Here is a 22,412-nt window from a genome sequence, read left to right as displayed (position 1 = left end):
ACCCATCCCAGAACTGCACTGTGGTATCGGCCCCAACCGGACTGTGACAGCACTCAGTCTGTCGGAGGTGGGGGCAATGACTGATAGGTGGACCTTCCAGACGGCTTTCGACGACGATGATGTCGAGACGGAGATCCGAGTCCTCCGATCGTGGGGGTCGTTTACCGACGTGTTCGAAGACGCAGCAGAGATCCAGACGATAACGTACTGCGACTCCCCCCAGCTCATCCTTCGTCTCCTGGAAACAGACGAGAACATCGAGATAGACTCCCTCGAGGTTGTCGTAGGTGATCGGACACCTGAGCAATACCGCGACAAGCTCACGAATCACGTCGACGAGGCGTATCGGATGAAGGAGCTCATCGAGGACGGTCGACTCAGGATATACAATCTCGACTCATCGCGATCCATTCTTCACACCAAGCTGTACCGGATAACCAAGCACGATGGCAGCCACACCCTCATTCTGGGATCGGCAAATCTCTCGAAGCAGGCCTGGGAGAACACGAAACAGACCAACACGGTCGTTCTCTTTCACACCGACGGGACATCCAGTCTCGACGAGGCGTTTAAGCAGGCGTACGAGACCCAGAAAGAGGACTACACGACCGAGTTCATGTCCGGTCTCATCGACGAACTTGAAGAAATCGAGACCAAGGACGACGAACGCGAGCGCATCTCGGCGTGGGTAGACGGGCGCGTAGGCGACCATGACGAGGTGACTGAACTCAACAAGAAGGTAACTCAAGAGCTCGACGACGTCGATGTCGAGATCCACGCGCTCACGGACGATCCAGAAGAGGCTGACACCACAGTCTCGTTTGCCAACGATGCCGAAGAGGCAGACGAGGTCATCGAGGAGCGAATATCACTCTCTCGACGGGGATTCGATAATGGATCGACCGCGTTCGAGGGGCTCCGAGACTACGACAACACAACAATCAAAGACGACGTCATAAGGACGACTCCCCAGGCCTACACAGAATACCTCCAAGAGGAGTACGGAATTCCGAAGATGTGGTTCAGGGAAGACGACGGCAGACTGGTAATGGAAGGGCCTTCCCGCCGACACGGGCTGATGGCTGACGGTCTTCCCGATGATCCGTCTCGGATTGACGCGGCACTCGCTGACCTCGAGGCCTACTTCGAGACGGTCGAGCGGTACGGAGACTCCAACGACTACGACGCCGTCAAGGCCCACATGTTCGAGGCGCTCCTCTGGTTCTTCTGGGCGCCGTTCATCAACAAGTACGCCTCCCGGTTCCGGGATGCGAATCTCACACTTGACGACGCACTACCTTTCCTATACATCTACGGCGAGTCGAACGCAGGAAAGGGCACGTTTGCCCAGTTCGCACTCTCACTCATCTCCCACAGTGTTGTCGATGAACCCGCCGATGCTGATGAGATCGGTACCCGCCAGGTCCGTGGTCTACGAAAGGTCGACTCTGCGTTCCCGCTGGTCGTCGACGACGTGACCAAGAACAAGATCGACAACCAGATCGACGGGCCGCTTCGCAACTACTGGAAGAACTGGCCAGGTGACATCCAGTATCCGGGGATCGCCTTCATCTCGAACAACAAGCGGCCAAAGAAGTGGTTCCGGAATCGAGCGAAGATCCTCCACTTCGACGTGTTCTTCGAGGGAACCTTCAAATCACGCCACGAAGTCGGTGAAGTCATCGACCAAGACAGCCCCGTTTTCGAGTGGTTCACCTACGTACTCGGGGAACGTGACATTGAACTTCGCGAATCGAACGACACGCTATACGACGCTCGGCAAGCGTTTCTCACGCTATACGACACAGCAAATCGGGAAGTTCCAGAGTACTTCCCGCGTAAGCCTGCAGACGAACACCACGATACCGCGAAGGGGAAATGGCACCGGGCACACGACCGGGGACAGGTCGAATTCAGCGAGTACAACGGGAACCTCGTCGCAACGTTTAACGAAGAAATGTCGTTCGATGTACGGTCGTACTGCCGGTCGCTCCCAACACGGATGCGGCCCGAACCTAGCGGTCGCGAGATCGAGATCAAACACGTCGACAACTTCATCGAATGGTTCGGTGAGGATCCAGTCGGACTCCAACCCGATGAAGAAGCCAACACAGAGGAAGAGAACGCCAGCACCAACGGCGTTACCTCGCGGCTCAGGAGGGCGATTTTTGGATGAGCACAACCGATCCGGATGGGCTGTGGGAAAACAGCCGGCAGGGCAGAATGTCGGCTCTGCACAGCGTTCGGCTATCGCTGTTTAAGGTAGCTTCAGAGCCCGCTGAGCTCCTGCAACTGACCACGGGCGTTAATTTACAACTATGTGATGGAAACACACCCGGATTCGACCACAGTATCTCACACTCGACCGTCCCGTCCCACTATTTCGTGAACATTCAGCAATGACCTACCAATTCCTTCATACAGCCGACATCCACCTCGGTCACCGCCAGTATAATCGCGCACAGCGTGAACGCGACATGTACGCCACTTTCAAGAGAACGCTCAAAGATGCGGTCGGCGATCACAGTATTGACGCCGTCTTCATCCCGGGCGACCTCTTCCATTCCAGGGATCTACGTCCAAGTGTTCTCGAGACAGCCGAGCGAGCTCTTGATGTCGTTCCTGACGACGTTCCTGTGCTGGTCACGCCGGGTAACCACGATCAGAACCTCGATCGACGCGAGATGACCTGGCTAGAATATCTCCACCAGCGTGACGCTATCACGCTGCTTCAACCGGACTTTGCCAGCATTAGCCAGGATGAACGATCCGTCGAGAAACTGTTCCCCTCACCACAGGCGGCAAGTGAGGGAGAGGGGACAGGTGTCGAGGGAACGGTCCCCGGTTACGTCGATCTCGAAGTGTCTGGGTTCGAATCCCCTCTTCGTGTCTTTGGTCTGGAGTATCGAGGGGGATACATCGATACGGCACTCGAACAAACGAAGACTGCTATCAAGGCAATCAATGATCGCGCTGGTGAACCCAGTCACACTGTGCTGATGGGCCACTTTGGTGTAGCAGACGAGGTGCCTGATCTCGGGGCCGCAGCCCGATACTCAACACTCCAGCAGCTCGAAGACGTAGTCGACTATCTCGCACTTGGGCACATCCACAAGCCGTACGAGGGCCCCGGTGACGCTCCGTGGTTTTTCAATCCCGGCTCGCTCGAAGCCCACAGCACAGAGGAAGCCCGCTGGGAGTTAGGCTACTATGTAACCGAGATAGGTGCAGAAGGCTTCGATGCAAAACACCAGACGAGCAAACGTAGACCCTTCTACACCTTCGTCTGGGATGTCGACGGATACGAGAGATGGAGCGATCTCGTCGACGAGTTCGGCGAAGCGGTCAATAGCAAGCGTGGAGACATCGAAACCTGGTGCAGCCGTGACGAATACACCACAAAAGACGGCGATCCTCGAAGTCCAGTCATCGACCTCCAGATTCAGGGCCACCTCGATTTTGACCGTCGGGATCTCGATGTCGAAGCCCTGGAATCGAAGATTACAGAGGTGACCAACGCGGTCCACGTCCAGACTAAAGCGAGTGTCACCACAGCAGAGATCGTCGACCTCGTCGAGGATATGGATGAAGATGCGGTCTTCACAGACACCGGTACGCTCCGGACCGAGATCCTCGAAGATGAAGTGTTCACTACAGTAGCGGAGCAGACACCATACAGCGAGGATCCAGAAGCGACTGCAGAGGCACTTGCCCATGCAAAAGAATTAGTGATCGAAGAGCAGGCTAGCGGTGAGTCTATCGCCGACTACCTGCAGGAACGCCGGCAAGAAGCGTTTTCTGGAGGTGTCGGGTCAGTTGATCCGACGTTTGACGAGGTTGCCGATCGTGCTGACGACGGAGGGATTGATGACGAAATTTTCAACGCAGTATACGCTGGTGAAGAGGTCGATCCAGTAGAGGCTGCCATACGAACAACAGAAGCCGGATCTGAAGATAGTCCAGCTGTCGGCGAAGTACCTGAGGATGTGGATGACGATACATCAGTAGCTACGAAAGGAGGTGAGAACTGATGCGCGTGACTGAGGTTAGTTTAGAGAACGTCAAAAGCTACGACGACAAAACGACGATCTCCCTCGGAGAAGGAGTGACGGCGATCCTCGGCGAGAACGGCTCTGGGAAGTCAACAATCGCCGAAGCGATCGGGTTTGCGCTGTTCAACACCCTACCGTACAGTAACCAGGATGAATTCGTCCGGAAAGGGGAATCCTCAGGAACAGTTTGGGTGAGCTTCGAGATCGACGGAGAAGAGTTTACTGTCGAACGCGGTACCGACGGCACATACAACGTCAATCACGAGACCGATGATGCAGAATTGGAGCTCGATACTCACGACGAGGTAAAAGACTGGATCCGTCGCAAGTTCAGTCTCGATAAGGAGAGCGACGTCGACCTGTCCACCCTATGGGAGAAATGTCTGGGTGTAGAGCAGACGAAATTCCTCTCCGACTTCCGTGGTTCGAAGCGGACTCGAGAAGAACAGTTCGATCCGTTGCTGGGACTTGATGTCTACGAACAGGCGTGGAGTTCACAGAGCACCCACAACCTGAAACAACCAGTCGACGAGTTGGATCAGCGCAGGCAGACAGCCAGCGAGCGGATCAATAAACTCCAAGGGATGGTCGAGGACCTCCCCGAGCAGCAAGAAGCTCTCGAAGAACAACGGGAAGAGGTCAAAGAGCTGTCGGGGAAGCTCGACGATGTACGGTCGAAGCTCACCGATGCCAGGGAGGAATTCGACAATCTGGACGAGCTAAAGGAACGCCAAGATGAACTGAAACAGACAGTCGACAACAGCAAGAATCAGATCCAAGGTAAGCTCGAACAGCTCGATACAGCACGGTCTGACCTTGGAGAAGCTCGAACTGCTGCGAACGCTGTTGACGAGACGGCAGAAGAACACAACCAGTATTGCAAAGCGGACGAGCGCCTCGATAACTTGCGCGAGCAGAAGCGTGAACGGGACAAACTTGAGAGCAGGGTGAATGAGGCAACCACGGCGTACAGGGACGCAAAGCGCGAGTACGAGACCGTACAGGGTCGAGCTGAAGAGGCCCAGGCGGCTGAAGAGCAGATGGCCAAACTCGAAGAGGCCCATGAGCGTTACAAAGAGCTAAACGATGAGATAGAGGAGGCCGAAGAGGCTACCCAGCGGATCAAAAACAATGAGACCCTAGTCGAGCAGATCGACGATACCGAGCTTCCAGCAGCAGAAGAAAAAGTCGCAGACCAGAAAGAGAAAATCGCGAATCTAGAGTCAAAGGAATCGCTCGCTGAGGCAGCTGACGAACTCGACGAGATGCGCGCCGATCTCCAAGCGGAGATCGACCAGAAATCAGAAAAAATGGAGGATCTCCGTGAGCAACGTGAGAGGCTACTTGCCGTCAACATCGATAGCCAGGACCACAATCACTCGGAGGAGGCAACTTGTCCGACCTGTGATCGCTCGATGGATGCCGACCTCCGGGACAAAGTCATCAAGAACATCGAGAACCAGATCGAGAGCCAGCAAGCTGCGATCGAGGACGCGGAAGCACGCCTCCCCGCTGTCCGTACCGGGCTGGATCTTGCGAGAAGTGCCCAAGAGGCAGTCGCCAGTCTCGAGGCCGAGCGAGACCGGCTAAAAGAGTTCGAAAAAGAGGTCGAGGAGATAGAGAAGCGGCGCGAACTCCTCGTAGATGAGTGTGAAGAGCTCGAGCCAGTTGCCAAACAGCTGGATGATCTCAAGCAGGAGCAGTCAGAACTCGAAGACGACCACGATGCCTACGAAGAGGTGGAATTCGAGTACCAGCAGAAGTGCGATGCAATCGAGGCAGTCGACGAGGGTCGCGAGGAGATGTATGAAGCCGCCCGCGAGGTCGCCCAGCTGGAACATCGGCTGGAGAAGGAGTTCGATGGTCTAGACGAGCAAATTGCCGAGCAAGAGAAAATCAAGAAGGCGACCGAGGAGGCTCACAACCGGTATGTTCGGAACGAAGCCGACGCTGAACGGCTCGACGAACGTCGTGAGCGAGTGTATGGTCTGTACGAGGAGGTAGAAAAGCTCGAGCGCGACCGGCGAGAAGCGAAACAAGAACTAAAGCAAGTAGAAGCAGAGTTCAACGCCGACCGCCACGCCGAACTCAACGAGCAGATTGACGACCTGGACAGTAAGGAAACAAGACTCGATACTGAACTTAATAAAGCACAGGACGAGTTAGAGGAGATTCAGTCCAAGGTAGAACGACTCGAGACCATCGATTCGCAGCTCGAACGGTGGAAGGAGACCCACGTACAACTCGAGCGGGACATCAAATTCGCCGATACGGTTCGAGATGGCGTCCGAGACGCTGGACCAAAGATGCGGGAGCTAATCGCTAATCGTATCGGTGAGCGAGCAAACCAGATCTACCAGGCTCTCCGAGGAACCGGTCGGGAGAGTCTGACATGGGACGAAACATACCAGATCACCATCCAAGACGGTAGTCAACGCAAGTCCTTCGGTAATCTCTCGGGCGGGGAAAAGATGGCAGCCGCGCTGGCGGTGCGTCTGGCAATCATGGAACAGATCAGCCCGCTCGACATCGCGGTACTCGACGAACCCACGTCGAACCTCGACGATGAAAAAAAGAACAATCTGGTCCGGCAGCTCGAGAACCTCGATGCGTTCGAGCAGCTCTGTGTGATCTCTCACGACGACACGTTCGAGTCGATGACCGAGTACACGATAGCTCTCAAGAAACCAGATCGCGAGACGCACGTGGTCTCAGACGCAGAGTCTGAGGCGCAACCGACGGAGGCCGATTGATATGCTCCAAGATCCAGGAGCGGTGAGTAATCAACTTGAGGGGCTCCACGACGACCTCGCGGAGTTCGCTACGGGCGATCGATCCCTGGCTGACGTTTACCGTGACGCACTACTGGAAGAACAAGAAGCGTCGAGTGCCCAGGAAGTACGTGAGGTCGTTTCAGGGACGTACGCTGATGCCCTACCAACGACCGAATTCGACAGCATGGACGGTCTGACCGTTCCATTTGAGACCGCAACAGAGTGGACATCTCATGAGAGTGCTGGGCGATGGGCCAGTGATGTACTCGATGGCCTTCCAACAGTCGCAGTCGATGGCTCAGAACTTGAACCCACTACTGAGCTAAATATCCCAGTAGCACTGGTGCAGGTGGTTTCGTACGTCAACCATCACACAGCAGACGGCGAGTATAGCCTCGAAGCTGAGACGACTGTCGTGCCGCCTGACGAGATCGTTGTCGGGTCAGACGATCACTCATACTCGTACGTTGATGAGAGTCAGGCCCAACACGCTCGGTTCGAGCGGGAGACAGAAACAGTCAAAAACCAGATCAAGGAGTATGCGAGCCACCAGCCCCCGCCTGTGATTCTCTTTGACGGGTCCCTTTCCGTCTCGTATGCCAACCTGTTCGACGACAAGACCACCCAGCGCTACGTTGATGCGATGGCAGAGTTACTGGCTGCAAGTCGAGCACACGGTGTCCCACTCGTTGGATATATTGCTGGCTCGCAATCGTCAGATGTGGCGGACCTCATCCGGAAACTTCAGCCTGGGGCGCTCAATGAGACGGGACTTGCACGTGACGCCGCCATCTTCTCCCCACTCCTCGAAACGTGGGGGAGTCGGACCGCACTCTTCCAGAGTCAGCGCGACCGGTCTTTACAGCAGTTACAGACGACCTATCAGGGCGAAGAGTACAAGTTTGGGGACAGACTCCGGTTCACGTACGCCGATTTCGGTGAAGGCTCTAGTTTAGATCGGCTCGAAGTACCCCAGTGGATGATCGAAGAGGATGCACCAGTTGGTTGGCCTGGTGAAACGATGTTCGAGTATGCCTTCCGCGCAGTCCAGGCTGAAGCCGCTGTCGGGCAAGGCTATCCCGAAGCCATCCAAGTCGCCGATCGAGAAGCGGTCCTCACCGGGAGTGACCGGGATAAGCTCCTCCGGATGTTGCTTCGATTAGGAGAGGATGCTGAATTTCCGGTCGAGTGGAACCCAAAAGACCGTAGCAAGCGCCGCCGCCGATGACCACCACAGCACAACTGAAACACACCCAATATCACAATCACTGTCACCCAGAGAAAGTCATCATGAACGCTCGAAACACCTTCGCCGACGCCAAGCCGCTCGGAAGCATCGCACAGTCGAAATCGACTATCGACTATACTACGACGATCCTGACAGAACGTGACGCAGACAACCCACCTGACGCCACCGACTATGGATTCGGTCAACCGGTGGTACTCCCGATGGGTCGGAGCGAAACCGAAGAGGTAGCGATCGGGGTGATCCACGGAACTCAAGTAATCGATCCGGGGATGGGCGGCGTCGGACCGACACTTGGGACAGACGAAGCGACTAACCAGTTTCGACCGAGCCTAGTTGACGAGCCGTCAACGCTCGTTGGTATCGCGCTACTCGGCAGTGCGAGTTGTACTGGCGACTCGAAGACGGACAAACGAATCGAAAATCCGGATCATTCGATCCCAGCATACGCTATCAGCCACGGGACGACCGTCTACAAGTGTCCAAACCAGACGTTCCGACGATTCCATCTCGTCGATGATGATCTTTCGCTTGCGTACTATCCGCGCTTGACGGAAGTGGCTGGGGCATTCGGAGCAGAATTGGTCGGTGAGATTACGAGTCAACTACGCGAGTCCACCGACGAGTATAGCGACCTTCTGGAGGTGATCGAGAGGAAAGTAGCTCACGAGGCTAACGTCGAACGGGGTGTTCTGCAGTGAGTAGCGATGGTGCGGCTATCCTCGCTGCGGATCGCCTGTCCGACGAACCAGTCGTGGGTACAGTCGTCGAACCAGATGATGAAGTAGGCGAATTTGTGTTCGCAACTCGCGATGAACAAGCAGTCTCAACCGGAGAGTTTGTTGCCTACAGCCAGTGCGTAGCTGGTAGTGAAGACGACGAGATCATCCTTGCTCGAGTGAATAATCGGGAACGCGAATCGGGACTCCCTACATCCTTCATGGCTGATCCGACCGTCGATGCAGGTCAAGTCGCAACGACCCTCGGCGCAGAAGCAGACGGATGTGAACTGTATCGGATCACTGCTAGCGTAATCGGATACTACGATCCAGGGTTCGAGTCGTTTAGAAATCCACGACAACTCCCGAGTTCGGGAACCCGCCTCTATCGTGCCCCGGGCGAGATGCTCGAAGTAGTTATTCCGAACGTCAAGCCGCCCTCACATCGGGACAATGACGAACCCGATCCTGGGATGGCGCGAATGGGCCGATTGCTGAATCGGACTGATGAAAAAGTATCTGTCGAGCTACCAGTCAACGAAATAGCGGCGACTCATCTCGCTATCCTAGCCTCCACAGGAAGCGGGAAGTCCTACACTGCCAGCGTTTTGCTTGAGGAGATGCTCAAGCCCGACACGCGAGCTTCGGTGCTGGTCTTCGATCCACACGGCGAGTACAAGAGCCTTGATCAGATGTGCGATCACGAAGCCTTCCAAAGTTCGGATGGCTACCGGCCCGCCGTCGAACTCCGCCGCTCCGACCAGTTATCGGTGAAGCTGGCCGATCTGACCTTCGATGATTTCTACTCAATTCTCGAACCGACCCAACGAATGTCGTCAGTGCTGAATGATGCCCTCGACGACCTGCAGAATGAAGAGGCGTTTACCGCATCTCAGCTCATAACAGCGTGCCACTCGAACCATCCAGACGGCCAAGCGGACGGTCTGAAATGGCGAATTAATCGCCACATTATGCAATCTGACTTTTTCGATGCGTACGATCGCCTCGATCTTGACGACCTCGTGAATCCAGGCCAGGTGACGGTCTTCCAGATGGGGGGCCTCACCCGTCGCGATCAGCAAGTGATGGCCGCTGTCTTGCTCCGCAAACTGTACGCGGCCAGGGAGGCAGCGGTCGTGGGGAACCCAGACGACGTCCGATCAAAGATCGATCATCCCGTTTTTACGCTCTTTGAGGAGGCGCATCGGTTCGCACCCGACGGGGACTCACAGGCGTTGCAAATCATCCGACAAGTAAATAGCGAAGGCCGGAAGTTCGGCCTCGGCACTGGCCTAATCAGCCAGCGACCGTCGAAGGTCGATGAAACCGTCCTCTCACAGTGCGGAACGCAGATCACGATGAACATCACCAACCCGAACGATCAGCAAGCGATCCGCGACTCTATAGAAAACGCCGGAGAGGCGGTTTTAGAAGAATTACCTGGATTGACGAAGGGACAAGCCATCATCTCAGGCGACGCAGTGAATACTCCAGTACTTGCGAAAATTCGAAACCGGCACACAGACCACAAGGCCGACAGTTTGAGTGCAGATCAGCTATGGCGCGAGGCATACGACGACGCGAAGCGAGCACCGTCGACTAGTAAACCGGCACGCTCTGACGAAGGTGGCGTGTTAGACGGTGAGGAGGAAATATAGATCGTCTCTCCATTGTACGACAGCACTTCCTCCGCGAATAGCGTCAACGGAGTCAGGCGACCGAAGATTCGAAACGTTGCCGAGTCCTTTTTGACGGGCGCCAGCAGTAACGGTATAGCGATGATCTTCACGGCTGAAACGGTATTGGCGGATTGAGAGAGATGTATCTCACACTCGATGTCCCACCAAGCCAGTTCAAATATATCCTCCAAATCCCCTTAAGCATCTGTACCAGTCTCTCTAAGCGGCTACTATCGTTCCTCAGGGCGTTTGTAGCTGAATAGCCGTTCACCGAGACGGCGTCCGTAGGAGAGCGCTTCAAACCCATACTCCCCCACTTGCTTTTGAAGGCCGTCTTCGTCGACAACGCCGGGATGGAACACACTTTGAGTAAGGTCGGAGACCGGACTACTCCACTGGACTGACTGTGTGGTCTTCTTGGCGAACCCGGTCGAATTCCGCAAGATACGCGACTCTGTCCTGGACTTCATCGATATCCTGTCCAAGCTCGGCGGCCAGTTCATCGACGGTCATCGGTTCATCGAGTGCATGGAGGACTTCGAGCCCACGGTAGTACCTATTCGTCAGCTTCTGGACGCGGCCCTCGATCGGCGTGGTCACCCCGTACCGCTCCTCAAGTTCGACCAGGGCCTCGTTCGCGAACGTGGCGAACTGATCGTCCCCCAGGCGTTCGATCTGGGCTTCGAGTTCATCCCGAACGACGTCGTAGTCGAGGCCGGCCTGCACGAGCATATTCATATCCTCGATGTCGTCGTCGCGGCCTGCAATCGCCTTGAACAGGAAGATATCCTCGTTGCTGACCAGCCGAACCGTCAGCCGATCCGTGTCGTGGAACAGTTCGCTGCGCTCTTGCATCCCGTCGGTGAGCACGAGCTTGTTCGCGACCTGTTGGTTGAAGATGTCGAGGCGACACCCATCGTCGTTCTCGACGCAGCTCGTCGCCCCCAGCGCCCGGTAATCTGGATCCAGCGATTGGACCTCTGCATACTCGAGATCCATCAGGACGGCCCACAGCTGGCCGTACGCGTCGCCATCCGGGACGACCAAGTCGATGTCTTTCGTCGCTCCTTTGAGGTCGCGCAGCGACATCGCGCCACCACCGATCAGGTATACCGTGAGCGGGGCTGAGAGGCCATCCGCGATTCGCTGAAATTCGTTCTCGATGTACTCGCGTCCGAATGTTGGTCTCATTGTGGTAGTGGCACCTCATAGTCAGCCGCCAGCTCCTGGAACTCGTCCCACTCCGGGAGCCGGTCGTCGTCCACCTCGCCGTGCGTGTCGAGGTAGCGCAGCAAGGCGTCGATTTCGTCTTCGAGGTCATACTTCGCCGCCTGCTCTCGGAGGACCTCTTCGGCGACGTCAACGTGGCTGAGCAGGAGGAGACAGTACGAGCGGTGGCGGCTGCCGTCGTCGATTAACAGCGTGTGACAGCAGAGCTCCGCCGGTGAGACTGCGTCGAATTCCTCGGAATAGAAGTAGTATCGATGGCCGGTGAGCAGAAACTGGAGGTCGAAGGCCGCGAACCGACCGAGGCCGGTTTGGTGGAACGCCTCCGCGTCGATATCCGTCTCGGCCTGGGCGAGGAATTCATCGTAGTCCTCCCAGAGAATCGTGCCCTTCGGGGCGACGGCTTCGAGGCGTTGGCGATGCAGATGGTGTGCGAGTTCACGGGCGAACTCATGAAGACGGGCGAAGTCGGCGTTGAAGTCATAGCGGCCGTCGTCCGTTCCGACGAGACCACGGTCGCGAAACCGCTTGAGCACGCGGTTGACCGTGTTGCGGTAGTTGTCGCTCCGATCGGCGATCTCGGAGACGGTTCGCGGCTGGTCGAGGTAGTACAGTACCTCGATTGCCTTCCCAGTCAGCAGCTCGGGGAACTCAATGTGGGAGTACTGGAGGACGAGATCCCGATAGAGTTCGACGGCGCGAGCATCCGACGGGACGACTCGTTTTCGCCGCCCGTCGCGTTCCGTGTAGACGAGTCCCTTTTCGACGAGGTCGCCGACGGCACGAGAGAGGTAGCTCTCGCTGTGGTCGAGCTTCGTCGCGATCTCGGAGATCGTGTCGCCGCGGTCGACCGTGGCGAGGACCTCGAGTTCGATACGCCGGAGCACGGTGTAACATAATACGAAACTTGTTTATAAATAAGTTTCGAGTAGTGTTACAGTGTTCAATCACGAGAACCGCCCCCATCGTCTTAACCAACAAAACTATGGGTTCGTGGGTCTTGTTGGTTAACACGAGAGTAGCCGATGTCCTACGAACCCCCAACCCCACCGGCGAACCTCCCGACGGAGATCGTCAACACGCTCAACGAGTCGAACCCGGAGCAGCTTCGAGACGTTGCGACGTACGCTGAAGCGCTCGCCGAGCACAAGGAACGAGAGGCCCGTCTCGAGGAGTCGGCAGATCAAGAAGAAGTCGAAGAGCGACCAGACGATCTCCCGGATGACGTTCCTGCCAAAGCGACGATCACGATCAAGGAAATCAACGACAATCGCTACTACTACTGGCAGTGGCGAGAAGGAGAGAAGATCCGTTCTCAGTATAAAGGCCCTGTCAGTCCCGACGAATAGAGGGGACCAAACCGTAGCCGGTTGTTTGGGCCAGCGCAATTAGGTGCGTAGCAGATGACACCCCCAAGAGTGTGAATGGCAACACTCCATCGAACACTCCTCAGTGTGAATGGGTCCAGTCCGCCCGGTCGGGTAAAATTGGGGAGTAAAGATACCCACTCTACGTTTCCGACGTGTCGAGAGATACACTCGTGATCAGGGGTGTGGTCAGCGACCGAAACGGGAGCTAGGCCAGGTCTTCCAGCCGGCTGTCCCGGAGGACAGATTTCAGCACGATGCCGGTATCCTGAACCAGCCGGTGCTCGAGATAACTGCCTTCACCCCGGCCACCTCCGGTTCGAGTTGATTCAACGACACCGAGGAACGCCTGCTCTTTCAACAGCTCATAGACGCGGTGCTCGCTGAGAGTCTTCGCGTCAGCCTTCTCTGTCGTCGCCTGATACCGTTCATAAATCCGGTTGGTAGAGAATCCATCCTCGTTCGGATTCTCTTCGGTGAGCAGCGCGAGCGAATAGAGGATGAATTTGACCTGGGTCGTCGATCCACGGAGAAGCTCCTCGAACCGATCGATTTCAGCCCACTCCTGAGCATCGCGAACGTGTTCCTCGACGACCGTCTCGACGTTTTCTCGTTCGGCTAGTTCGCCGGCGTGACGAAGAATTTCGATTGCCTTTCTGGCGTCACCGTGTTCTTGAGCAGCTAGTGCCGCCGTCAGCGGAATCACATCATCAGAGAGAACGCCATCGTGGAACGCGTCCCGTCGGTGCTTCATAATTTCGCGCAGCTGATTCGCGTCGTAGGGTTGGAAGACGAACTCTTCCTCGCGAAGACTTGATTTGACGCGCTCGTTCAACTGGTCGCGATACTCGATCTTGTTGCTGACTGCGATGACGCCTAGGTGGCAATCCGCTTTCCCTGATTCCCGAGCCCGCGATAGCTGCATGAGTATATCGTCGTCATCGAGTCGATCCACCTCGTCGAGAATGATGATGACTGACTCGTAGGCAGTATCCAGAATCTCCCAGAGATAGTCGTAGTATTCACCACTGCCAATCCCCGCGCGTGGAATATCGTAGTCTGTCCCGTCCGGCTCGTTGAGCGATCGCGTCACCGTCCGGGCAACACGCGTCTGTGTGTTGTGCTGCGCGCAGTCGACGTAAACCGTGCCGACGGACACACCGTTCGACTCGGCGGCTCGCCGAGCTCGTTCGGTGACGTGACGGGCAACCAGAGACTTCCCCGTACCTGTTTTGCCGTAAATAATCACGTTGTTGGGCGGATCGCCACGAACGATCGGCCTGAGTTCAGCAGCAACAGCCTTGATCTCGCCATCTCGGCCGACGATGCGTCCACTTTCAGGGACGTGCCCTACCTTCAGCAGCTCCTTTCGAGCGAAAATGTTGGCTCGGTCGGGGTCGTCTTCATCAAAATCGAAGAGGGGATCGTCGGCGGGATCCTCATAACGGCCGTCGAAGTCAGAGAGTTGGGAGGGTTCTTCAGCCATCAATAACAGACATACCGGAAGGGACCTACTTAATAATTTGGCTACCTCGACCAGAGTGTAAATCGGAGTATAGTCGTCTGCTGATGTTTTGTCTCTGCCGTATCATCCTCACAAAGGATCGAGTTGGTCCCGAGTGAAATCGGATTCGGAGCGATAGTTACCGACGCAAACTGGCACCCCTAATCCAGAGTGAAAACGCTGGACTGAAGCGGGTTAGTCACACCCCTGATCAAGAGTGAAGAGTCCTCCATCCGGTGGACAGAGTCCTTGGTTGAGACGACACCCCCAATCCAGAGTGTATCTCCCGAACGGGGTAATCAATCATATCTATGAGAGAACACAACAGCACTGGGCGTCTGACGCACGGCAGACACCCCTCGTCCAGAGTGAAACGCCGGTGTGACGAGCTAGGGTAGAGAGTGAACCTCGAGTGGTGATGACGAGTGTTCGTCGGCACCCCCAGTCAAGAGTGAAGACACAAGTCAGATCTCCAGCCGAAGCAAAGTAGGGTACAATCGGAACTGTCGGGATTTGGTGTCTTGATTCCGGTTGACGAAGAAGATCGGGAGATACCAATTCCGATACCGACTTTGATGACGCTTTGATGGTTGGGGAATGGTCAAAACAACGACTGGTTCTTCAACGTTTCACATTACACTGACGACGGAATCGAACCCCCACACCCCTCGTCCAGAGTGAAACGCTATGAGAGTCCCCCGATTGAACAGGCAGAAACCACACGAGTAGTCGGCCGAGAAGTATCGAAACCACAAGATGTGGGACGAGTGTACCCCTAATACCAGTCGTCGCACAGCCGGAGATCCTCTAAACATGACCATATTCATAGTATTACCTAGAGGTTTTATTACCACCTACTCCTTACCACTCCTCAAGTGCATTCAACATACAAAGAAGGACGAAGGCGGCATTCGTCCGGGTAGTTTCGAACCGCTGCTCGTGTTCGCTGTTCCATTTCCTCCGTGTTCTCCCGTTTCAGACAGTCTCTCCGCGATTCCCGTTGCTTTCTCCCCACGAGAACCCCCGTTTCCCGTGGACCTCATCCCCCTCTCCTGATTGGTTTTCACTCTGGACGAGGGGTGTGTGGGCGGGGTATTCTCTCCAGATCCTTTCCGTGTCTCCACTCACCATTAACCAACAAATCTCCCGATACCTCGATAATGTTGGTTAACCTCTCTCAATCTCGGTGAAGGCGGCCAAGTCCGTTTCTCGAGTTTCCGCGATCTCGCGTTGAATCACCGTCCGATCCCAGCCAAGCGGTGACAGCACACTCTCGACAGCTCTGACGAGTTGCGTCTCGTAGTACGACGCATCGTACGACTCGATCTCCTCGTTGGCTAACGCGACCCGCTCTCGCGATCTCTTCTCGTCGTCGACGACTACGTACTCGATGTCTTGTCCCGGGTGGATGGCGAGGTCTTGATCCCGAACCCGCTTCAGCGCCGCCACGTTCTGTGTATTCTGCGGATATCCTTCCAGCGGCTTGGAGACACGATTCCGTTCGACGAGCCGCTCGACCGGCACCGTTCCAGCGTGGAGGCGCTTGATAGCATCCTGAAGACAGTTGAGTACGGCGTCCGGAGATCGAGTCGCGTCGAACCGTTCGAGACAGTTCCGCTGGACATCCTCGATGAACGGTGGGGTAGAGCGCTGCCGAGCTTCAATGCCTCTGATCTTGAAGTCGTCGTCGCCGGAGACTTTCCCGAAGTACTTCGTTAGCGCGCCGGCGTCGCTCTCTCGTTGGGGCACGAATGCCACCCAGTCGTAGTGGGCTTCATGTTCAAGCCGGATCTCGACGCGTTCCGTGATTTCTGTCGCGAGCGTCTCGCGGTCCTCGCGGTCATCGTCGTCGACGTCGGGATCCGGAGTGGCCCAGATGGAGTCGACGATCCCGTGGGCGACGCGCCAGCCGCCAGCTTCCAACCGCTGTTTCGCCGTCAATAGAATCTCGCGAGCGAATGCGTTAATCGCCTCGTGGCACTCGATACGGCCGAACTTCGCGTTGCTGAACCCTTGATAGCCGAAGCAGGCGACGAGGATCCACTTCAGCGCTCCAGACTGCCCCTCGAGTTCCGCCAGGCGGTCCTCGTCGGGGTCGTCCCGTTCCTTCTCTCGACGGATGGCCGCCTTGATCTCGTCGCGAGCGTCGATGATCGGCCGTAGCACGTCGACGAGGTAGCCCCGGTCGTCGCAGATCGAGTACCCGAGCCCGGGGACGTCGTCGCGGTCGCTGTGGCAGTCACACCGGATGACGTCCGGCGAGACGTTCCGGGTACAGATGATGTTCGGATACAACGAGGAGAAGTCAAGTTCGTGGACGTTCTCGTGGAGGCCGACCTCGGGCGCGAAGATGAAGCCGCCACGGTCGGCGTCGTGGAGCATCCCCATCGGCTTGTAGAACTCGTGGCGCCAGGAGTTCCATGGAACGAGGACGCCGCGGTCGTGGGCCTCGCAGATCTGGATCGCCGTGAGCACGTTCCCGATCGACGCCCACGCGAGCTCCTGGACGGGCTTTTTCGAGCGCGACACGAGGTCGAGGACACCGTCGAGGTTCGTTTCCCCGTAGAAGAACGTGTTCGACTCGTCGATGATCGCCCGGCCGGGCACGTTGTACCGCGCCGGGGAGTGACCGACGCGACCGTAGCTCGAGTATGTCGACCGGCTCGCAAGCTGCTGGTAGTCGACGTCCGGCCACCGACTCAGCGAGAAGTCGTCGATGCCGGCGTCCGTCGCCATCTCGTACAGGGTCGGGACGATCTCGCTCGTCGAGCAGACCAGGACGTCCGGATCGCGTACGTCAAGCGCCCCCTGGACGGCGGTCAGGATATCCGTCGGCGAGCCAGTGACAGTGTCGCCGGCGACAGACAGTTCCCCATAGACGTCATTGCTCGTTTCGGTTACCGGGACGCTGAGCCGGAGCGTAGACAGCTCGCTCGCTGGCGTCGGATCGGCGCCGGTCTCTAGACAGTATCGGAACTCTCGCGAGAAGTCGACATTGAAACAGGCGAGATCCCCGACTGGATAGGCCGACAGCTGGCGTGCCTGCCGGGCGAGTGGGGTGACGCGGTCGAGGTGGTCGACGTCGATGGCGAGGACTGGTTCCTCGGCCCGTCGAAAGCCCGGTCGTCGCGCAACCATCTCGGTCGCGACGACGTCCGGGTGCTGGTCGTACACCGACTGGAGTGTCGTGAGGTCGAGGTCGGTCTCTGTGTCACGAGGGGCGACGTAGAAGCGTGGGGTGTAGTCATCGCGCTCGGTCGCGACGGCGCCGTCGGCGGTTGCCTCCCACTCCAGGACGCGGCCGTCGTCCAGAAAGTCGATACTGAACGGCATCTGTGGCTATTTCGCCTCTGCCGATTTGGACGATTGCGTTTCTAATAAGCTGAGGCGTGTCGTTTCCGAGTCTCAACCGAACGGCGCAAAACCCCCTCTAATATCCGATCTTGTCTTGTTTTGCGCGTACTCTTTCTTTTCCGGGATGCTTTCCGGGAACACAGCCAAGTATTAACCAATAGATTCGGATGCTGGTGTCATCCGTTGGTTAAGCACCGAATCTGATCGTCGTATATCTGATTTATATGCTATCAGAGCCTTTTGCCGTCATCTCTATCCGCCCAATCATACCTTGGGTATATTCAGACCCAAGGCTTATATGGTATTTGGAGTATGGTATTGGTATATGAGACCGAATGTTGATATTCCGTGGTCTATCCATGGGAGAATCAAGGAGCACGCAGAGCAGACCGACCGAACAATCGAGGAAGCGTATATCGAGACCCTTGAGAACGGAGTCCGCGATCTTCCCGAACAGCGGGGAGAAGTCACTCTTCCAAGTCCCGGTTACAACGATTTTGGGCCACGACTTATCCGAACGCAAGGAACAGACTCACCGGATATCAATGACTCAGTGACGTTCCATCCGTTTTTCCACCTCGGAGAGAACTCAATGGAAATCCGAACACGGACGGATGATATGGATGCTGATGAGTTCACAGACCGATTGGCAAGGCTCCACAACGTAGGAAGACTTAGCACGTCTTGGTTCACAGTTCACCAGCTGGGTGGAGCACTCGTCGGTCGGGGGCCTGCTAACCTTGCCACGGCAGTCAGAGAAGCCCACGCCACGTTTGCTGATGAGGACATTCCGACGTACAAGAATGGACACCTCATCTTTATTGCCAACCTCGCCTACGAAGACGAATACTTGCTTATCAGGGCGGAACTTCCCCGATCATCCCGTGACAAACAAGTCCTTTCAAATGTCGAACTCCGGTTCATCACGGAAGGCGTTCCCGTCACTGGAGCACTCTATCAACGACTGGCTCGCGCTTTTGGCTTTAATGAACTATTCAATGCCACGGCGTTTGATCTTCCGCGAACCGGATTCAACGCACCAGAAGGTAGCACACCAGTTGTTACCGAACAAATCACCACGGAAGAGGAGAACTACGACGACCCAAGTGTTAACGGGATTATCATTGAGAACCCATTACAGAATAACGATGATCTCCTTTCTCATCTCAAATCGGAACTTAGCGGACCTGATCGGTCCAAATCAGAAGCAGAACACCATATTGAGGTGTTAGCAAATTACGACGAGTTGTACTGTGATCTCACTCACAACCACGGACTGTCTGAGGACCGGGAGTATGAATTCAAGGGATTATCTGCGACATACATCAAGCCCCTTTTCAACCGAAACAGTACGTGGAATCTTACAGTTAGTGTCAGCTGGTGATTTCAGTACGAAAATCGGTTTTGACGTGTTTCTTCAACTGGGACGATCAATGTCTATGAGTAGAAATTCTGACTCTCAATCTAAAGACCTAGTCTTAGCAAAACTCCGGAATCGTGGAGATATAGCTCTCACTTGATGAGATCGAGCGACTGTACTATGAAGTGGGACTTCAAGTATCGTTATTGCCCTTCCTATTCGTGATCGTCGCAGCGAGACTGCCTCTCGTGGTCCTCTCCGCTCTTTTCGACCGCGGCTTCAAGCTTATCAAGACGTTCCTCGTGGTCATCTAGGCGGACTTCTTGTTCGAGATCGATGCTGAACAGCGCCGGCAACAACGGATTTTGGTGGCTCAACAGCCCGCTCGCGTCGGCGTGCTCGCGGGCGTACTCGAACAGTCGGTCGAAGCGCGGCTGGTCGCGACGCCGCAATGCCCGCCGGAACTCCGCCCAGCGCTCTTCGATGGCCCGCAACGCATCTCGGTACGTCGGGTTCGTGCGTCCCATCGCTATCGCCCTCCGCCGGTTGCCGTCCACGCATCGAGCAGGGGGTCCGCTGTGGCCGACACCGTCTCACCGTCAGCTGTGACGCCCGTTCCGACGCCCTCCGGAGTCGGCGTCGACGGCGCCGGCGTCGTCGGTTCCACGCCGACTTGCGTGGCGCGTGCCGCGAGCAGCTGCCGCCAATACGCGAACGTCGTCTGGTAGTACGCGCCGTCGTCGACGGGATAGACGAGCGTCTCGAAGTCCTCACCGACGACCCGTGGGCCCATCCGCGTCTGCTCGCACTCCAGGTAGTGGTCGGCGACCGTCGCGACTGGCTCGGTGAATTCGTTTCGTTCGTTTCGCGTAACGAGCACTGGGATGTCGTACCCCTCGGCGTAGGTCGCTAACCGGGCAAGGGTGCGGGCCTGGAGGGTTTTCGCGTGGGTTTCGCCGAGGGTATCGTCGGCACGGTACTGTGCATCGATGGCTGGGGCGACGATGAGGGAGGGCGTATACGGGGATGTATCCTCGTCGTGACCCGTGGACTGTCGCCCTCCCAGGCTGTCCCCTGTCGTCGATTTCTGAATACAGTGGTTCACTGCCGCCGGGAGATTACAGACGGCGCCGTAGTGTTGGTAGGCGGTGAATCCGCGTGCAACGTGGATCCGGTCGAGCAACCGTTGGCTGGGAGCGATCCGTGAGATCGTGGTGGTCGTTGCGTGTCCGTTGGCGTCGACCCAGAAAGCGGGCCCGTTGTGCATGAGGAGATGATCGAGGACTATCGACTGCAGAATAGGCACGCCCCGACTGCCGTCGATGTCCAACAGCGTGATGCCGTCCTCAAGGGAGGGAAGCAGGATGCCGTCGCTCGTTGTATCGGGTTGGCTGGCTATGGACCGATTCCGATCAGCTCTTCGCGTTGGTTGCTCGACTTCCAAGCGATTCGAGGATGGGTGGTCTGACATACAAGAGTAGAGGTCCACGAATCCGATAACCTGCGGCGTGTCGCTTCCGTGTTTCAGGAAACCGACCGGAGCAATCTGGAATAGACCGTTGTGCCCGGGATTTTGAGTGTCTCGCCCGCTTCCGCGAAACTTTCCGGAATCGGCTGTGAGTGTATTAACCAACAGAATGGGTCAAACCAGCCCAACTGTTGGTTAATAGAACAACTGTAGCGTCGAATCGCTGCGTGGGACTCAGTTAGCCGGCGAACTGACTGGTTCGGTGACTATGGAATACTGCCGGTCTCGGCTCGTCCCCTCAACTTCTAGGAGGTTGTACTGGACCATCTTCGAGAGGTACGTCCGAATCGTCCGTTTCGTTCGCGGGTCGTCGACGGCGTTGCGATAGCGTTCGTGAATATCTCCTGGTCCGAGCGGACCATCCTCGTGAACGATCTCGTAGACGGTTTGCTGGTGTGGTGTGAGCGAATCGAGGCTCGTCTGTCTGATTTGTGCCCGGGCGTCATCCGCAGCGTCCAACAGCATTTCGTTAGTAATTCGCTCTTCATCTTCTCTATCAGCCTCGCTAGCGGCGGTCCGAAGAATCCCTATCGCGAGACGGGCATCGCCGGCGGCCGCGTCGGCGATGCGATAGAGCTGGTCGTCGGTGATAACATCCTCGTCGAGACCCCATTTCGCACGGGCACTTAGGATATCGTACAGCTGCTTGTCGTGGTACTTGTCCATCCGGACGTGTTCGCTGGAGCGGAGTCGGCTTACGAGCCGGTCGTCGACGCGGCTGAACAGTTCCTCTTCTTTGTTAGCGATACAGACCAACGCGAACTGCTCCAGACTGTGCAGGTCGTAGAGGATGCCCGGGTCTTCCAGCTGGTCGACCTCGTCGAGGATGATTACCGTTCGCGGCCCATTGTACTGCTGGATTCGGTCGACTAGTTCGTCGTGCGGTGTCGACTGCCGGTGGATATCGATGGTCTGGCCAAGGTCGTCGAGAATCTGATACAGCGTTCGGAATCGGGTGTAGTTGCGCCAGCAGTTGACGTAGGTTGTCTCGATGCCCAGTACCTCTTCGCGGAGTCTCTCAGTGACAAACTTCGAGATGCACGTCTTCCCGGCGCCGCTGGGGCCTGTGACGATAGCGGTGTCGGCCGGTTCCCCGTTCGTAATCGGTTCCAGAACGCTGGAGAGGTGGTTCAACTCGGCGTCGCGATGCTCAATTTCCTTCGGTATGAACCCCGCCCGAAGCACACGAGCATCGCGAATCATGGATTAATCAGTAGATTGGTTTTCTAGCGCGGTATATAATGGTGGCTGGGTAGTTTCCGGAAACTGGGAGGCTACAGTTTGTTCTTATCACCAACTCCGCCGTTGTCACGCGATTCTGTTTCCGGTAAACCGTCGCTTCCAGGATTTCCGGAAAGGCTGCGAAACGTCTAGAGGTTCAGCCCAGAGTGCTGTCCCGATTACGGCGATAATCACGACCAGTTTTTCTGGAGGGACCTGCTACCGCGAGTTAGCGCAAGAGACACGAGCACAAATCGAATACAAAGATTCAGAGTCAACGGACAGTCCTCACAGAGTTCATTCCAGAATTACTGGGACGAGTCAGCTGCTCCGTGTGCGTGCGTAGTGAACGGATAGATCATCGCGGTTTCGACGAAAGAA

The 22,412-nt window shown here is 56.4% G+C and carries 15 protein-coding genes; 8 read left to right on the top strand and 7 right to left on the bottom strand.

From position 1 onward, the window contains the following. Positions 1-76: 76 nt before the first annotated feature. From WDJ60_RS11250 to WDJ60_RS11225, 6 genes are all read left to right on the top strand, one after another. A complete protein-coding gene (locus WDJ60_RS11250; protein ID WP_340100532.1) occupies positions 77-2,176 on the top strand; it encodes a phospholipase D-like domain-containing protein in 2,100 nt (699 codons plus the stop codon). A gap of 223 nt (positions 2,177-2,399) precedes the next feature. Beyond that, positions 2,400-4,031, top strand: a complete 1,632-nt coding sequence (locus WDJ60_RS11245) for a metallophosphoesterase family protein (RefSeq protein WP_340100531.1) — start codon at positions 2,400-2,402, stop codon at positions 4,029-4,031. Further along, a complete protein-coding gene (locus tag WDJ60_RS11240) occupies positions 4,031-6,805 on the top strand; it encodes an SMC family ATPase (protein ID WP_340100530.1) in 2,775 nt (924 codons plus the stop codon). The genes WDJ60_RS11245 and WDJ60_RS11240 overlap by 1 nt, the downstream gene beginning before the upstream one ends. A gap of 1 nt (position 6,806) precedes the next feature. Further along, a complete protein-coding gene (locus tag WDJ60_RS11235; protein ID WP_340100529.1) occupies positions 6,807-8,054 on the top strand; it encodes a DNA double-strand break repair nuclease NurA in 1,248 nt (415 codons plus the stop codon). A 62-nt stretch (positions 8,055-8,116) separates the two neighbouring features. Next, positions 8,117-8,773, top strand: coding sequence for a DUF8166 family protein (locus WDJ60_RS11230; protein WP_340100528.1), 657 nt, complete (start codon positions 8,117-8,119; stop codon positions 8,771-8,773). Continuing rightward, positions 8,770-10,449 (top strand): ATP-binding protein, encoded by a 1,680-nt coding sequence (locus WDJ60_RS11225; protein WP_340100527.1) that lies wholly within the window; start codon positions 8,770-8,772, stop codon positions 10,447-10,449. Before WDJ60_RS11230 ends, WDJ60_RS11225 begins: the two co-directional genes overlap by 4 nt. A gap of 408 nt (positions 10,450-10,857) precedes the next feature. On the opposite strand, the gene WDJ60_RS11220 is transcribed toward WDJ60_RS11225, so the two are convergent. Both WDJ60_RS11220 and WDJ60_RS11215 read right to left on the bottom strand, forming a co-directional pair. After that, a complete protein-coding gene (locus WDJ60_RS11220) occupies positions 10,858-11,661 on the bottom strand; it encodes a DUF6036 family nucleotidyltransferase (RefSeq protein WP_340100526.1) in 804 nt (267 codons plus the stop codon). After that, positions 11,658-12,584, bottom strand: a complete 927-nt coding sequence (locus WDJ60_RS11215) for a helix-turn-helix transcriptional regulator (RefSeq protein ID WP_340100525.1) — start codon at positions 12,582-12,584, stop codon at positions 11,658-11,660. Before WDJ60_RS11215 ends, WDJ60_RS11220 begins: the two co-directional genes overlap by 4 nt. 138 nt (positions 12,585-12,722) lie before the next feature. On the opposite strand from WDJ60_RS11215, the gene WDJ60_RS11210 reads away from it, so the two are divergent. Continuing rightward, on the top strand, positions 12,723-13,046 hold the full coding sequence (locus WDJ60_RS11210; RefSeq protein WP_340100524.1) for a DUF6788 family protein: 324 nt from the start codon (positions 12,723-12,725) through the stop codon (positions 13,044-13,046). Positions 13,047-13,272: 226 nt separating this feature from the next. On the opposite strand, the gene WDJ60_RS11205 is transcribed toward WDJ60_RS11210, so the two are convergent. Both WDJ60_RS11205 and WDJ60_RS11200 read right to left on the bottom strand, forming a co-directional pair. Further along, positions 13,273-14,550, bottom strand: coding sequence for a Cdc6/Cdc18 family protein (locus WDJ60_RS11205; RefSeq protein ID WP_340100523.1), 1,278 nt, complete (start codon positions 14,548-14,550; stop codon positions 13,273-13,275). Between the two features lie 1,185 nt (positions 14,551-15,735). Then, the gene (locus tag WDJ60_RS11200; RefSeq protein WP_340100522.1) at positions 15,736-17,901 is read right to left on the bottom strand and encodes a type B DNA-directed DNA polymerase; all 2,166 of its coding nucleotides are present in this window, start codon (positions 17,899-17,901) and stop codon (positions 15,736-15,738) included. A 346-nt stretch (positions 17,902-18,247) separates the two neighbouring features. Here WDJ60_RS11200 and WDJ60_RS11195 point away from each other — a divergent pair, with 346 nt between their 5' ends. Continuing rightward, entirely contained in the window at positions 18,248-19,306 is a 1,059-nt protein-coding gene (locus WDJ60_RS11195) for a hypothetical protein (protein ID WP_340100521.1), read from the top strand. Between the two features lie 191 nt (positions 19,307-19,497). On the opposite strand, the gene WDJ60_RS11190 is transcribed toward WDJ60_RS11195, so the two are convergent. The 3 genes from WDJ60_RS11190 to WDJ60_RS11180 form a co-directional block, all read right to left on the bottom strand. After that, positions 19,498-19,809: a DUF8156 family protein gene (locus WDJ60_RS11190; protein WP_340100520.1), complete on the bottom strand. Its 312-nt coding sequence runs from the start codon at positions 19,807-19,809 to the stop codon at positions 19,498-19,500. Positions 19,810-19,811: 2 nt separating this feature from the next. Beyond that, a complete protein-coding gene (locus WDJ60_RS11185) occupies positions 19,812-20,753 on the bottom strand; it encodes a hypothetical protein (RefSeq protein ID WP_417750452.1) in 942 nt (313 codons plus the stop codon). A gap of 231 nt (positions 20,754-20,984) precedes the next feature. Further along, positions 20,985-22,013 (bottom strand): Cdc6/Cdc18 family protein, encoded by a 1,029-nt coding sequence (locus tag WDJ60_RS11180; protein WP_340100519.1) that lies wholly within the window; start codon positions 22,011-22,013, stop codon positions 20,985-20,987. Positions 22,014-22,412 lie beyond the last annotated feature (399 nt).

Origin of the sequence: Salinibaculum salinum (assembly GCF_037645885.1) — an archaeon.
GTDB lineage: Archaea > Halobacteriota > Halobacteria > Halobacteriales > Haloarculaceae > Salinibaculum > Salinibaculum salinum.
The sequence above is the reverse complement of the archived record's forward strand: the minus strand, read 5'-3'. Positions and strand labels throughout refer to the sequence as shown.

Excerpts from the sequence above, each read along its gene's own strand:
- WDJ60_RS11220 (WP_340100526.1), bottom strand. The coding sequence starts at position 11,661 with ATGAGACCAACATTCGGACGCGAGTACATCGAGAACGAATTTCAGCGA.
- WDJ60_RS11240 (WP_340100530.1), top strand. The coding sequence starts at position 4,031 with ATGCGCGTGACTGAGGTTAGTTTAGAGAACGTCAAAAGCTACGACGAC.
- WDJ60_RS11205 (WP_340100523.1), bottom strand. The coding sequence starts at position 14,550 with ATGGCTGAAGAACCCTCCCAACTCTCTGACTTCGACGGCCGTTATGAG.
- WDJ60_RS11190 (WP_340100520.1), bottom strand. The coding sequence starts at position 19,809 with ATGGGACGCACGAACCCGACGTACCGAGATGCGTTGCGGGCCATCGAA.
- WDJ60_RS11250 (WP_340100532.1), top strand. The coding sequence starts at position 77 with ATGACTGATAGGTGGACCTTCCAGACGGCTTTCGACGACGATGATGTC.
- WDJ60_RS11195 (WP_340100521.1), top strand. The coding sequence starts at position 18,248 with ATGAGACCGAATGTTGATATTCCGTGGTCTATCCATGGGAGAATCAAG.
- WDJ60_RS11210 (WP_340100524.1), top strand. The coding sequence starts at position 12,723 with ATGTCCTACGAACCCCCAACCCCACCGGCGAACCTCCCGACGGAGATC.
- WDJ60_RS11245 (WP_340100531.1), top strand. The coding sequence starts at position 2,400 with ATGACCTACCAATTCCTTCATACAGCCGACATCCACCTCGGTCACCGC.
- WDJ60_RS11185 (WP_417750452.1), bottom strand. The coding sequence starts at position 20,753 with ATGTCAGACCACCCATCCTCGAATCGCTTGGAAGTCGAGCAACCAACG.
- WDJ60_RS11180 (WP_340100519.1), bottom strand. The coding sequence starts at position 22,013 with ATGATTCGCGATGCTCGTGTGCTTCGGGCGGGGTTCATACCGAAGGAA.
- WDJ60_RS11235 (WP_340100529.1), top strand. The coding sequence starts at position 6,807 with ATGCTCCAAGATCCAGGAGCGGTGAGTAATCAACTTGAGGGGCTCCAC.
- WDJ60_RS11230 (WP_340100528.1), top strand. The coding sequence starts at position 8,117 with ATGAACGCTCGAAACACCTTCGCCGACGCCAAGCCGCTCGGAAGCATC.
- WDJ60_RS11200 (WP_340100522.1), bottom strand. The coding sequence starts at position 17,901 with ATGCCGTTCAGTATCGACTTTCTGGACGACGGCCGCGTCCTGGAGTGG.